Origin of the sequence: Bacteroides sp., from assembly GCF_019417265.1 — a bacterium.
Taxonomy (GTDB): Bacteria; Bacteroidota; Bacteroidia; order Bacteroidales; family Bacteroidaceae; genus Phocaeicola.
The window spans coordinates 1-13,509 of record NZ_DXVR01000081.1 but is presented as its reverse complement, the minus strand read 5'-3'; the positions used below and the strand labels follow the sequence as shown (position 1 = coordinate 13,509).

The window sequence follows — 13,509 nt, the reverse complement described above, 5'->3', positions numbered from 1 at the left end:
TGCAAAGGTAATACTTTTGGGGGAATTTTTCGCAATTCAATTACTTTTGACTATACAATATTTTATGTACTTTTGTAGTAAAAAGTTGACAATTCTTCAACGAAAAAGTAAATTCAGAAATGAAGACCATTTAGTTTACATTAATAATATTGATTTTTTGCAATGGGAGGACTTTTAGCATTCAGAGTCGGAAACTTTAACACAACAGCAGAACGTGAGCAGTTTCGGTTCCTCTGTGAGCGACTCAAAGCTCATTATGAGGATTCGAATGAATTCTGTGTATTTGCAGGCAACTATAATATTAGATGTGAGTTAGATGCCCTCTTTATAAAGAAGAACGCTATTATTTCTATAGAATTCAAAAATTATGGAGGTAATGTTATTGCCAATGAAAATGGAGAATGGACATGCAATGGTAAAATTATTAAGGGAGGTTCGAGAAAGACTGTTCTTCAACAAGCTAAGATAAATCATTCCACGGTAAAGAAAGAACTTAAAGTCTTAGATGTTGAAAAGAACCTAATCAAGGACGTACCACACCTTATTATTTTTCATCAACCAATAGAGTTGGAGAACAATTTAAGTGCCGCCAACAGGTCTTGGCTTCACATTACTGATAGCGAACATTTCATTGAAAAGTTGGATGACATCACTTGTCCTCACACCGACCTTGACCAACTCGGAATCGTAAAACTTGCGGAAACTCTCAACCTAAATCCCTTCTACCTGACGGAATTTAGCAATGCTACTTATGATAAACCAACAGAGCCAATTGAGAAAATAGAGTCGTTCGAAGATATAAAGAAGTACGTGCCCCACACTGAAGAGAAAAAACAAAAGGAAAAAGAGGTAATGTTAAACTTTGATTCTTTTGTTGTCGAGAACGAAAATAGTATTGCACTCTCGAATTTTGTGAAGAGGATAGTAAAATTATCACTCAAGCTCAACAATTTTACTATTAAGGTGCTTGACAGCACAAGGGCATCTTCATCTTTTGCAGCACACGGAATAAGGTTAACTCAAGAATATGTTGTGACAATAAATGCAGATGGCATCGGTGAACATTGTGCAAAACTCGCAAAGTTCATTAATCATGCTGTTAAGGCCATTTCACCTTCTACAATCTTTTGGGAAGAAGGCGAGAGAATTACAACCGAAGGTGACAATTCATCTGGTGTTGTCAAAGAACATCAATCAAAAGAACTGTCAAATACTAATTCGAACGTTTGTTTCCGAAAATCAAAGACGATTCTGCCACATTGGCTTGACAAAAAGATTTTCAATGACCATCAAGCTATTTATGCTCCAGAGCATGAGCGTTATGAGTATAATCTTGATCTCAACGAAGAAGAACTTAAAGTCTATCTTGGTACTTACTTCCCTCGCAGTTATGCAGAGATGTTTTGTATAGCAGATAATCTTTTGCAGAATAAATGTCTGAAGAAAACGTTGGAACAAGATGAGATTAGTGTATTGGATTACGGTTGCGGTACGGGTGGGGAAATTCTAGGCTTGATTACAGCAATTGGAAGACATTTACCTCATACAAAGATAAGCATCACAGCAATAGATGGCAATGATGGTGCTTTAGAGATACTCAAGGATTTAATAGAGTGTAACCCTAATAAAAATATACAAGTCGAACTAAGTATATTTAGCCAAACGTTAGGCACTATTGAAGACGTGGAAAAACTTGCATTCGGAAAGAACGATTATCATTTTATCCTCTGTGACAAGATGGTTTGTGAGTTAATTTCTAAAGAAGTCCTACCAACAAATGCATACGCAATAATGGCAAAGAAACTCACGGCTTTTCTTCATGAAAACGGTTTGCTTATAATACTTGATGTAACAACTAAAGACGAGCATTCAGGATACTTCTATCCTCAATTGATGAATAATGCAATAAATGACTATGTCCGTAAAAACAGAACCATTGAGACGCTTTTACCATTGTCGTGTGCTTGTCATAATGGATGTAGAGACTTTTGCTTTATGCAACAAACATTCAGCGTAAGTCATTCTCACAAATCAAATGACGAAAGCAGGGTGTGTTATCGAGTGCTGTGTAAGAAACCGCTTAAGACAGCTATCATGCAAGGGATGGAAACAGCAAACCTTATCCACGTCATACACTCCACCAAATACAAGCAAAATGATAATTTGGCAATTTGCTGCCATTCAAAAAACAATGAAATAATAATTGATAGTTTTAACATAAATCTATAAATCTAATCATGGCTAAAAGAAGTTTTTACGTTAAAGATTCCGAACTTGATGATTACCAGGTAAAGGTGATTAACAAGAAAACGGATAACTCCTACATTGTTAAGGGTTGTGCAGGTAGCGGAAAGTCCATTCTTGCCTTGTGGAAGGCAAAACAGATACAAGATGAGCATAAGGGTACCTATCTTTACATAGTGTTCACTAAAGCACTAATGCAATATATGGCCGATGGCATTTCACAGGTAGGTATTCCACAACGAAATGTTGATTATCATTGGCATTGGCAGAATAGAGCTGGATGTCCAAGTGCAGATTATATTATTGTGGATGAAGCACAAGATTTTTCCAAAGAGGATATAGAACTATTCCGTTCTAAGGCAAAAAAAGCATTATTGTTGTATGGTGATTCGGCTCAACAACTTTATACTTTTATTAAAGATAAGCAAACTGTTTCAATGGAGGATATACAGTATTTTACTAAGTTCCCTGTCGAACAGCTTGTGTTCAATCATCGATTACCCAAAAAGATAGCCCGTCTTGCACAGTATCTAAATTCCGAAAGTGACGAACTTGAAGAACGTTGTACTGAAGAGGGTGTTGAAAAACCAAAGATTATCAAGTACAATAACATTACTGAACAGTATGATGCCATCATTTCGCTTATTCAAAACAAAAACATGGAGGATGTCGGCATCCTATTTAGACACAATGATGAAGTAAAGCGTGCATATGAATATTTCAAGAATCATGGTGTAAACGTTGAAGCCAAGTATGGACAGTTTATGGATCTAGATTTTTCTTCAGACAATCCAAAGATGATGACCTACCATAGTTCTAAAGGACTTCAATTTGAACATGTTTTCATTCCTGAATGTACTGTTGAAGACGATGCAAACCGAAATCCACTATATGTGGCCGTAACAAGAACCTATCGAGCTTTGTATATAATGCACTCAGGCAATCTTTCTAGTTTTTTTGATGATGTACCTACTTCGCTTTATGATACAAGTCTTACAAGTGGTCCCAAATTAACACTATGAGTTTTGTCAACTCCTAAAAAAAAGGATAATTATGAAATTATACATACCAACCTGTACTCTGAATCTCAATAACATATTGTCTTCAGAGTCAACTTCGCCCTTAGGATTTTACGCAAGACGCGGATTTGGTAACAAACGCTTCTATCCTGTCTGCGCGAATGACAAAGAGCAAGTAATTATATTGTACAGTAAATATCCAAGGTTCGAGATTGAAGAAAATGACCTAGAGAACTATCCTATGGTTATTGAGATAGAAACTGATGACTATAAAGATGGATTCTTTGAGAAGGCTAAGGAACATAACGGAGTAGAGACCTATCTCTGCTATCATACCATCAACCTTAACCCTTTTCATTGTCGTATCTATTTTAATAGTTATCAGGAGCGTCAAGGTGTATTGTCAAAGGCGGAACAAAGTCTGGAGAATAAGTTCTATAAGCTTTATGATCCTAACATAGGTGTTAAACCCAAAGAGAAAAAAACTTTTTTTGGCGCTGCCAAAGATTTATTTACTCAATCTGAAAAAGATGATTTCTTATGGAATCCTTCATATGTAAATTTCAAGATCAAGAATGAACCTATAGATGTTAGTAGAGACGTTCTGCTAGACAGAATTAAAGGTTTCATTTATTGTTATCTAATAGGTGCTAATAGCTCAGTCAGCAACGAGGTTGGCAAATTGAAAGCTTTGTCAAGAAAACTTCGTAACACGCTTTCTGCTGTTGTAAATTCTCCTGATAAAAGGCCCACCCAGGCACAAGACGATGCTATCTTGAATGGAATCAGAGAGTTTAACGAGATCTATTCTTCAATAGATGAAGATACCATTTGGAACAAAAATTTATTAGAGTTAAAATTGTCTGACAATCCGCAAGGTCTTTCTATAAAAGACGCCAAGAATCTTTTGCACTACTGGGGTGTTTATGACGCATTCTGTAACAAACTTCCTCTTCGTAGAGTCTATGATGCAAACGAATTGTGGAGTTGTTTAGAGTATGTTTCCCCGGAGACATTTTCTCGTGTCACAGACAATATGAATAGCGCCATTTGTAAATTAGAAGCAAAAGATAATGCTCAACGTGAAAAGTATGCCATTGAGGAATTGCTGAATGTTGATGATAATCTATCTTTGCATATTTTGGACACATCTTACCAAAGTTCTTTCTATAAGAGCCTTATTTGCTCCCAATTTATGGCAGAGTACAAATCTGTAATGGAAGAAAATGGTGTAGAAGAACCTTTGGCACAGGCATATAATGGAGGTATGATTTTAAGGAACATGCTTGGAGATAAATGGGACTCAAATCCTGCATCCGCTTATGTTGGAGCATTACTTAATCATTTCCAGGAAAACTCCGCCTTTGACTTATTCGCTATTGAAAATGATGTACTTTCATCGTTTGCTGCATTCTGTCAGAAAGGCGATAACATTGATCGCTTGGTGGAGTACCTTGTACAAGTAGGATTCTGTAATTATAAGTTAGCTTATGGCATCTATGGTGCCACAAGAGGTTTTACGTCTCTGCCAAAGACATTTACGTCTGTATTGATTAATGGCAATAAGGATTATTATCAATCATTTGCAAGTAATGTTTGGCGAATGCTTAATGGAGTAGAAATAAAGGATGCAGTCTTACCTAAAGCGAGCAATAATACTTCAGTTATTGTAGAAAGTCAGTTGAGATCTAAGATTATTGAGAATCTAAATAATGTAGAGTCAAAAGATGTAAAACAGCAGAAAGTTATTGAGGCGGTAAATAAGGCTGTTGAACTTGAAAATATAGTTCAAAGTCCTAAAGCTTTTATGTATATTTTTAGTAGTTTCTCACGTATTACTACAACTAAAGCATACAAAGCTCTTGATGCTGTTAATTTTGCAGGAGATGAGAGCTCTTATACACCAGAACAATTCCGTAGTAAAATTTATTCGATTGTAGGTAAGGAAGGCTTAAAGACCCAAAAAGAAAATATTGATAAAGCTATAGAACTTGAGAGTAAAAGGCAAGATCCAGAAGCGTTCTTGAACATCCTTGACAACTTCTTGAAACCAACTGATGCTGCGTATAAGAAGATTGAGAAACTGATTTCAAGTATTAAAAATTTAAATACGACTTCGCATCCACAACCACAAGGAAATAAAGTTATTTCGCAGGGTGGTGTTGAAAAGCAAAACCTGAAACCAATACATCCAACATCATCTAAATTTGTAGAGGATGCAAATGTTAACTATTTTATCCTTTCAAGAGACTACCTACCTATAAAAATGCGAGAAACGCTTTCCAGGAAGGTAATAACATTTCAAAAAGGTTATGCTCCTGGTGGTAAATACTATTCTAATCCATTGGATAAACCTATTGATAATAGATCAACCATTGATCATTTTAAGCATTGGTGTTTTTATGATAAAGGTGGTTATCCTCCTATCGTAGAGGGAACTTATGAGAATAAACAGTACTTTGAGCAGTTAATACAAGATTTATTTAATCGTTATGCCAACAGGTAAAATTATTATCACGAACGATACAGGTGAACAAGTAGAAGCTACAGCTCCTGTCATTGTCTCTGCAAGTCGTTCAACCGATATTCCTGCCTTTTATGCCAAGTGGTTCTTCAACCGCTTGGCTAAAGGGTATTGTGCTTGGTATAATCCGTTCAACCAGCAGAGAATGTATATTTCGTTCAAGAACTGCAAGGTGGTGATTTTCTGGACAAAGAACCCAAAGCCGATCCTCCCATACCTTCATGAGCTTGACGAAAGAGAAATACACTACTATTTTCAGGTTACACTCAACGATTATGTAAAAGAAGGTTTTGAGCCTAATGTTTCGTCTGTCGAAAACAGAGTTGAGACATTCAAGAAACTTTCTGATATGATTGGTAAGGAGAAAGTTATCTGGCGTTTTGATCCTTTAATAATTACGCCAAACATTGCTCCTCGTGACCTCTTGACGCGCATTTGGCACATTGGAAATAAACTGAAAGGTTACACAAATAAGCTTGTATTCAGTTTCATTGATGTAAAAGCATATCGCAAGGTTCAAAACAATCTTGTTAAGGAAAGTATGCTCTTCACAAAGGAGAATGTGGAGAATGCCGAAGCCAACCTTGCTCAACGAATAGAAATTGTAGAAGGTCTTCAAAAGATTCGTGAAGCTTGGCACAAAGATGGTTGGGATGTTGAAATCGCCACTTGTGCAGAAGATATTGACCTCGAAAAATACGGAATAGAACACAATCGTTGCATTGATGGCGAGTTGATGAAACGCATTTTTGCTGACGATAAGGAACTTGTCTATTATCTACATACATTAAAATTACCAGAAAAAGACTTGTTTGGTAATTTGCCACCAATACCAGAGAAGGTGCGTAATGTAAAGGATACAGGGCAACGTAAGGTATGTGGATGTATGGTCAGCAAAGACATCGGCATGTATAATACTTGTCGTCATTTCTGTGTCTACTGCTATGCCAATACAAGTAAAGAATGCGTCATCCGAAATACTGAAAAACATAATGATGAAAGTGAAAGTATAATTGGGTAATTATGCAAGAGTCAGAACTACAATAATATCTCCTTCGCAACTATCCACAAGAGAATGCTCGTTGCGAATGGAAGGAATTCAAGAATTTGAAGAACCCGTTCTGTGAGGATGAGAAAAACGATGTCATCTCATATGTATCGGCTATTGCCAATATGGAAGGAGGGGATTTAGTGTTAGGGGTACATGACAGTTCTTGGGAAATTGTCGGACAGACACATACGATTACGACAAACGGAATGTCTTTTCCTAATTTTGGTTGACTGTTATAATGTTCATTTCTTATTCATTTGACGTTCATTATGCGTTCACTAAAATCGGCAAAAAAAATCAAATCTTGCATTTAAATGGTATTTAAACATCATTTAAATGCCATTTAAATTTAATGTAAACCTTAAATTCTCAAGATTTTTACTACTTTTGTTGTGATAAAACATATAACACAGAATGAGTAAAAGTATAGAAAGCAACAAACAGTTTATGATAGGCAACGGACTCCTGGCTTTCGGAGTATTCTTCATCGTATGCCTGTTCCTTTATCTCGGTTTCCGCTCGCAAAAGAAAACAGGCGAAGAACAGACTTATAAAGACATCTACGAAGTCTGTCTGACAAAATCATTTGCAGGCGATTCGCTGAACATATACATCAACGACAGTCTGATAATGGCACGCACGATGAGTAATGCAGACATCACATTCCAGATAAACAGATTTGCAGAAGATAATGCACTGATGGTGGTAGATGCGAAGACTGACATAATGACTCCTTTCAATCTTAGCAAAGAGGGAGGAAAAGTAACTGTAGAAAAGAAAAACGGACAGATATTCTTTCTGTATGAAGGCTACGAACAATCTAAATAATTTATTGATATGAAAGACTTCTTAAAAATGACTTTTGCCTCAATCATCGGAATGGTGATTGCCGGTTTCATATTGCTCATAATGGGTATATCGGTAATAGGCGGCATGGTGGCAACTACTGAAGTGCCAACTGTAGTGAAAGAAAATTCTGTTTTTGTGCTCGACCTTAAAGGCAGCGTAGTGGAAAGATATGAAGAGAATCCATTCGAACAGCTGATGGGTGAAGAAATATCTACAAGAGGACTTGAAGACATCCTGGCATCGATAGAGAAAGCTAAAAATGACCCTAAGATTAAAGGTATGCTTATCAATGCCGAAGCTTTCGTTTGTTCTACAGCATCGCTTCAGGACATCAGAACTGCAATAGCCGACTTTAAGGAATCAGGAAAGTTTGTTGTGGCTTACTCAGGTGCTTATACTCAAGGCGCATACTATGTTTCTACCGTAGCCGACAAGGTTTTCCTTAATCCTTCGGGAAGTATTTCATGGCACGGACTGTCTGCACAGACTATGTTCCTGAAAGACTTGCTTGCCAAGGTGGGTGTAAAAATGCAGATATTCAGAGTAGGTACATACAAATCAGCCGTAGAACCGTTCATCGCTACAGAAATGAGCCCTGCCAACAGAGAACAGACTCTTGCTTTCACTCAGTCTATCTGGAATGAAATAGTAAGCGAAGTATCGGAATCAAGAAACATCTCAGTTGAGAAGCTGAATGAGATGGCTGATAAATGTATGGATTTCCAGCCTGCTGAAGCATACGTGGAAAACGGGCTGGCAGACCAGCTGATGTATAAGGATGAGGTATTGTCGTATCTGAAGAAACTGACAAATATCAGCGAGAAATCTACTCTGAACACTTTGATTCTGGACGACATGAAGAATCTTGCAGTGCCTTCAACAGTGAAGAGCCGCGACGTGATAGCTGTATATTATGCATTCGGAGAGATAGACAATGCAGCGGATCCATATAATGAAGGTATCGTATCTGAAAAAGTTACCAAACATCTGCGTGACCTGAGAAATGACGACAATGTTAAGGCCGTAGTTCTCAGAGTAAACTCTCCGGGTGGTAGCGCATACGGTTCTGAACAGATTTGGCGCGAAGTATCACTGCTGAAAGAAAAGAAACCGGTAGTAGTTTCTATGGGTGACTATGCAGCTTCAGGCGGTTACTATATCTCTTGTGCTGCCGACTGGATTGTGGCTCAGCCAACTACTCTTACTGGTTCTATCGGTATCTTCGGAATGATTCCTGACGCATCGGAACTTATCACAAAGAAACTTGAAGTTAAGATAGACGGTGTAAAGACCAACAAGCTGGCTGATATGGGAGACATGAGCCGTCCGTTCAACGCAGAAGAAGGTGCGCTGATACAGGGCATGGTGAACAGCGGTTATGAACTCTTCACCAAGAGATGTGCAGAAGGCAGAAATATGCCTATCGACAGTCTGAAGATGATTGCAGAAGGCCGTGTATGGTCTGGCGAAATGGCTAAGGAACTGAAACTTGTTGATGAGTTGGGAAATCTGGAATGTGCTATCAAGAAGGCTTCTGAACTCTGCGGTATAAGAGATTACAAGGTAGCTTCTTATCCTAAGAAAGTGGATTTCATCACAAGCCTCATCAGCAACGCCAAGCCTGAAAGATATATCAGCAGCAAGCTGGAAGACTCGTTCGGAGAATTCTACAACGGATTCATGATGATAAAGAACCTTGACAAGGCTGACCGCATACAGGCAAGAATGCCTTTCGAGATATCTATAAACTAAAATGTATAATAGTTCCAACCACACGAAAATGAAAAAAGAGAAACCTCGCATATACATTCCTCTGCTTCCATTCTCGGCTTTATACGGCATGGCTGTATGGCTGAGAAACAAGCTGTTCGACTGGGATATTCTGAAATCAAGGAGTTTCCCTATACCGGTGATATGCGTAGGTAATATCACAGTGGGTGGAACAGGAAAAACGCCTCACACAGAATATCTGATAAGACTGCTGAAAGATGAATTCAGTGTGTGCGTGTTGAGCCGCGGGTACAAACGTAAATCAAAAGGTTTCGTCATGGCAGAGAAAGGGAAGAGCACTATAGAGGATATAGGTGACGAACCATTCCAGATGTGGCAGAAGTTTCCGGATATCAATGTAGCCGCCGACAGTGACAGATGCAACGGTATTGACAATCTTATCGTCAAGGCAGGCAACCGTGATAAGAAGCAGGTAATAGTGCTGGACGATGCATATCAGCACAGATATGTCAAGGCAGGGATGTACATACTGCTGATAGACTATAACAGACGTATCTGTTATGACACTCTCCTGCCCGCAGGACGACTGAGAGAACCGGCAAGCGGTAAAAGCAGGGCTGATATTATCATAGTCAGCAAATGTCCGGAGAATCTCTGTTCAGAGGAGATGGACAGACTGCGTTCCGAAATATCACCTACAGCAGAACAGGAAGTGTTCTTCACATATATGAAGTACGGAAATCTGTACCGCATATTCCGTCAGGGAAATAACGACGAAATGAAGCCTGAAGATATATCACCGGACAGACATATACTGTTGCTCACCGGAATAGCATCACCAAAGGCTATAACAGAGAAGCTTAGGCAATACACCGGGAACATAGAGTCAATGGTCTTTGCCGACCATCATAACTTCAATCGGGAAGACATGGAGACCCTCAGAAACAGATTCATGTCGATGCCCGAAGGCAGAAGGATGATAATAACGACCGAGAAAGATGCAGCAAGACTTACCACTCATCCGCACCTGAACGAAGAACTGAAACCATATATCTACGCTCTGCCTGTGGAAGTAAGCTTCCTGAACAACGAAACAATAAAGTTCAACAAAAAAACAACCGAGTATGTTAGAAAAAATTCAAGAAACAGCAGCATTCCTGAAAGCAAGGATGCAGACAAATCCTGAGACAGCAATTATACTGGGCACAGGACTGGGCAGCTTGGTACACGACATTACCGACAAGTATGAAATACCTTATTCAGAGATACCGAATTTCCCCGTATCGACAGTAGAAGGACACAGCGGCAAGCTAATCTTCGGAAAACTTGGAGGTAAGGACATCCTCGCAATGCAAGGACGTTTCCACTACTACGAAGGTTACTCGATGAAGGAAGTGACATTCCCTGTCAGAGTCATGAGAGAACTCGGCATAAAGACACTTTTCGTATCGAATGCGGCAGGTGGAACTAATCCTGATTTCGAAATAGGTGACCTGATGGTTATTACGGACCATATAAACTTCTTCCCGGACAATCCATTAAGAGGCAAGAATATAGACTACGGTCCTCGATTCCCGGACATGAGCGAGGCTTATTCGCACGAACTTATTGAAAAGGCATTCGAAATTGCAGCTGAAAAAGGTATCAAACTTCAGAAGGGTGTATATATCGGTACTCAGGGACCTACTTTCGAAACTCCTGCCGAATATAAGATGTTCAGAATATTGGGAGCTGACGCTGTAGGTATGTCTACAGTACCGGAAGTGATTGTGGCAAACCATTGCGGAATCAGAGTATTCGGTGTATCGGTTATCACCGACCTGGGAGTGGAAGGCAAGATAGTGGAAGTATCGCACGAAGAAGTACAAAAGGCTGCCGATGCCGCTCAACCACGGATGACAAGCATAATGAAAGAACTTATAAACAGAGTATAAACAATTATATAATCATGCACGAAGGAAACAGAACAGAAATTTCCACTTTGGGAGAATTCGGACTGATAAAACATCTGACCGACAATATAAAGTTAGTAAACAACGAAACAAAATACGGTATCGGTGATGATGCTGCCGTGTTGGAATATAGCGACCGTCAGGTACTCGTCACTACAGACCTGCTGATGGAAGGTGTACATTTCGATTTGGTATATACACCGCTGAAACATCTGGGCTATAAGTCGGCAATGGTAAACTTCTCCGACATATACGCAATGAACGGAACACCGAAGCAGATAACAGTATCACTTGCCGTATCAAAAAGATTCTGTATTGAAGACCTGGAAGATTTCTACGAAGGATTGAAACTGGCATGCCAGCTGCATAATGTTGACATAGTGGGCGGCGATACCACTTCATCTGTAACAGGACTTGCCATCTCTATCACATGTATAGGCGAAGCAAGAAAAGAAGATGTGGTTTACCGCAACGGTGCCAAGGAAACTGACCTTATCTGTGTGACAGGTGACCTTGGAGCTTCATATATGGGACTTCAGCTTATGGAACGCGAAAAGGCTGTGTTCAACGGAAGCAAAGATGTGCAACCAGACTTTGCAGGAAAAGAATATCTACTGGAAAGATTCCTTAAACCGGAAGCAAGAAAAGATATCATTGAGGAACTGGCAAAAGCCGGTATCAAACCTACTGCAATGATGGATATCTCCGACGGACTTTCATCCGAACTAATGCATATATGCAGCCAGAGCAAATGTGGATGTCGCGTTTACGAAGAACGTATTCCAATAGATTATCAGACAGCGGTAATGGCAGAAGAGTTCAATATGAACCTCAGCACTTGTGCACTGAACGGAGGAGAAGACTACGAACTTCTTTTCACTGTGCCATTGACAATGCACGAAGCTGTTTCACAGATTAAGGATGTGAAAGTGATTGGTCACATCACAAAAGAGGAATTAGGCTGTGCACTCGTGACAAGAGACGGCAACGAACTGGAGCTTAAAGCTCAGGGATGGAATCCTTTGAAATAATAGACATAATAGTTTAGACTGATTTAAATGTCAGCAATGCTTGTAAAGGAGTGTTGCTGACATTTTTTTATTTTTTTTCGTTGGGGCATAGGGGTTTTCATATAATCCTGCGTTATGTCAGTGAAAGAAACAAAGAAATAAACAAAAATTGAATATTAACTTACTAAACTATTTGAATTATGAAACTGAAATTTTTAGCATTGTCTTTATTAATGGTAGCAGGTGTAAACATGGTTAATGCACAGAACTCAACAAAGGATTTTGTATCGGAAGACAGAAAACATGACATCCGCCTGTCAGTGAGCGACGGACTAACACAAGGAATATCAGACATCTTGGGAATGGGTATCGGCGATGCAATATTAGGAACAAAACGTTCTGACAGTAAAACAAGTCTTACCTACGGATTCGGATACAGATACAGAATCAATAGATTCAGAGTTGGTGCAGACCTCGGATTCGGAATGTCAAGCAGCAAACTGGCACTTGCAGGAGAATAATCTCCTTCTATAAAAGAAAAAGATTTGAGATTCCTCGTTCTTCCTACAGCTGAGTTCGTTTACTTCAAGCGTAGATTAGTTGAACTTTATGGTTCTGCAGCAGCCGGTGTAAACTTGTCAAGACACACAGAAACCGCATTGACTAAAAATGCAACAGCAGGAAAATCAAGCTTCAGCACAGATTTCGCATACCAGGTAAACCCTATAGCACTTAGAGTGGGCAATAACCGTGTAGGCGGTTTCGTGGAAGCCGGTCTTGGAACTAAAGGCTTCGTCACAGCAGGTGTAAGCTTCAAATTCTAAACAACACAATATCTGAACAGCTTAACTAAACTTTTCACAAAAACTCTACTAACACTTTCTAACTTGAAGAATAAGGGTGTGCCAGACGGTACATCCTTATTTGATTTACAGACTTCTCAATAAACTATATTTTCCGAATTAAATAACTGTCAATCTACTTTTTCATAATCAGAAAGTAGTTTTTTAAAATTTTTCTTCAAAAAGATTTTGTAGTATAAAAAAAATGCGTACCTTTGCAACCGCAAACGAGAAACAACGGTGCCATAGCTCAGTTGGTAGAGCAAAGGACTGAAAATCCTTGTGTC

Annotated in this window: 11 protein-coding genes and 1 pseudogene; all 12 read left to right on the top strand. The window is 39.0% G+C overall.

Annotated elements, in window-relative coordinates:
* Window positions 1-162 precede the first annotated feature (162 nt).
* The 12 genes and pseudogenes from QZ379_RS09810 to QZ379_RS09755 all read left to right on the top strand — a co-directional run bounded on the left by QZ379_RS09810 (window position 163) and on the right by QZ379_RS09755 (window position 13,204).
* A complete protein-coding gene (locus QZ379_RS09810) occupies window positions 163-2,229 on the top strand; it encodes an NERD domain-containing protein (protein WP_291563813.1) in 2,067 nt (688 codons plus the stop codon).
* Between the two features lie 8 nt (window positions 2,230-2,237).
* Window positions 2,238-3,266 carry an ATP-binding domain-containing protein gene (locus QZ379_RS09805; RefSeq protein ID WP_291563811.1) on the top strand — a complete coding sequence of 343 codons (1,029 nt, stop codon included), beginning with the start codon at window positions 2,238-2,240 and terminating at the stop codon, window positions 3,264-3,266.
* A 31-nt stretch (window positions 3,267-3,297) separates the two neighbouring features.
* Window positions 3,298-5,769 (top strand): hypothetical protein, encoded by a 2,472-nt coding sequence (locus QZ379_RS09800; protein WP_291563808.1) that lies wholly within the window; start codon window positions 3,298-3,300, stop codon window positions 5,767-5,769.
* Window positions 5,756-6,808: a DUF1848 domain-containing protein gene (locus QZ379_RS09795; RefSeq protein ID WP_291563806.1), complete on the top strand. Its 1,053-nt coding sequence runs from the start codon at window positions 5,756-5,758 to the stop codon at window positions 6,806-6,808. Before QZ379_RS09800 ends, QZ379_RS09795 begins: the two co-directional genes overlap by 14 nt.
* Before the next feature lie 2 nt (window positions 6,809-6,810).
* Window positions 6,811-7,043: pseudogene (locus tag QZ379_RS09790) on the top strand (RNA-binding domain-containing protein); the annotation flags it as partial.
* A 209-nt stretch (window positions 7,044-7,252) separates the two neighbouring features.
* A complete protein-coding gene (locus QZ379_RS09785) occupies window positions 7,253-7,666 on the top strand; it encodes a hypothetical protein (RefSeq protein ID WP_291563802.1) in 414 nt (137 codons plus the stop codon).
* A 9-nt stretch (window positions 7,667-7,675) separates the two neighbouring features.
* The gene (sppA, locus tag QZ379_RS09780; RefSeq protein WP_291563800.1) at window positions 7,676-9,439 is read left to right on the top strand and encodes a signal peptide peptidase SppA; all 1,764 of its coding nucleotides are present in this window, start codon (window positions 7,676-7,678) and stop codon (window positions 9,437-9,439) included.
* Window positions 9,440-9,467: 28 nt separating this feature from the next.
* Window positions 9,468-10,604 carry a tetraacyldisaccharide 4'-kinase gene (gene lpxK / locus QZ379_RS09775; protein ID WP_291563797.1) on the top strand — a complete coding sequence of 379 codons (1,137 nt, stop codon included), beginning with the start codon at window positions 9,468-9,470 and terminating at the stop codon, window positions 10,602-10,604.
* The gene (locus QZ379_RS09770; RefSeq protein ID WP_235326693.1) at window positions 10,543-11,352 is read left to right on the top strand and encodes a purine-nucleoside phosphorylase; all 810 of its coding nucleotides are present in this window, start codon (window positions 10,543-10,545) and stop codon (window positions 11,350-11,352) included. The genes lpxK and QZ379_RS09770 overlap by 62 nt, the downstream gene beginning before the upstream one ends.
* A 14-nt stretch (window positions 11,353-11,366) precedes the next feature.
* Window positions 11,367-12,401 carry a thiamine-phosphate kinase gene (thiL, locus tag QZ379_RS09765; RefSeq protein ID WP_235326691.1) on the top strand — a complete coding sequence of 345 codons (1,035 nt, stop codon included), beginning with the start codon at window positions 11,367-11,369 and terminating at the stop codon, window positions 12,399-12,401.
* Between the two features lie 179 nt (window positions 12,402-12,580).
* The gene (locus QZ379_RS09760) at window positions 12,581-12,901 is read left to right on the top strand and encodes a hypothetical protein (RefSeq protein WP_291563792.1); all 321 of its coding nucleotides are present in this window, start codon (window positions 12,581-12,583) and stop codon (window positions 12,899-12,901) included.
* Window positions 12,902-12,925: 24 nt separating this feature from the next.
* Window positions 12,926-13,204 carry a hypothetical protein gene (locus QZ379_RS09755; protein ID WP_291563789.1) on the top strand — a complete coding sequence of 93 codons (279 nt, stop codon included), beginning with the start codon at window positions 12,926-12,928 and terminating at the stop codon, window positions 13,202-13,204.
* The last annotated feature ends 305 nt before the right edge of the window (window positions 13,205-13,509 follow it).

Excerpts from the sequence above, each read along its gene's own strand:
- QZ379_RS09810 (WP_291563813.1), top strand. The coding sequence starts at position 163 with ATGGGAGGACTTTTAGCATTCAGAGTCGGAAACTTTAACACAACAGCA.
- QZ379_RS09805 (WP_291563811.1), top strand. The coding sequence starts at position 2,238 with ATGGCTAAAAGAAGTTTTTACGTTAAAGATTCCGAACTTGATGATTAC.
- QZ379_RS09800 (WP_291563808.1), top strand. The coding sequence starts at position 3,298 with ATGAAATTATACATACCAACCTGTACTCTGAATCTCAATAACATATTG.
- QZ379_RS09795 (WP_291563806.1), top strand. The coding sequence starts at position 5,756 with ATGCCAACAGGTAAAATTATTATCACGAACGATACAGGTGAACAAGTA.
- QZ379_RS09785 (WP_291563802.1), top strand. The coding sequence starts at position 7,253 with ATGAGTAAAAGTATAGAAAGCAACAAACAGTTTATGATAGGCAACGGA.
- sppA (WP_291563800.1), top strand. The coding sequence starts at position 7,676 with ATGAAAGACTTCTTAAAAATGACTTTTGCCTCAATCATCGGAATGGTG.
- lpxK (WP_291563797.1), top strand. The coding sequence starts at position 9,468 with ATGAAAAAAGAGAAACCTCGCATATACATTCCTCTGCTTCCATTCTCG.
- QZ379_RS09770 (WP_235326693.1), top strand. The coding sequence starts at position 10,543 with ATGTTAGAAAAAATTCAAGAAACAGCAGCATTCCTGAAAGCAAGGATG.
- thiL (WP_235326691.1), top strand. The coding sequence starts at position 11,367 with ATGCACGAAGGAAACAGAACAGAAATTTCCACTTTGGGAGAATTCGGA.
- QZ379_RS09760 (WP_291563792.1), top strand. The coding sequence starts at position 12,581 with ATGAAACTGAAATTTTTAGCATTGTCTTTATTAATGGTAGCAGGTGTA.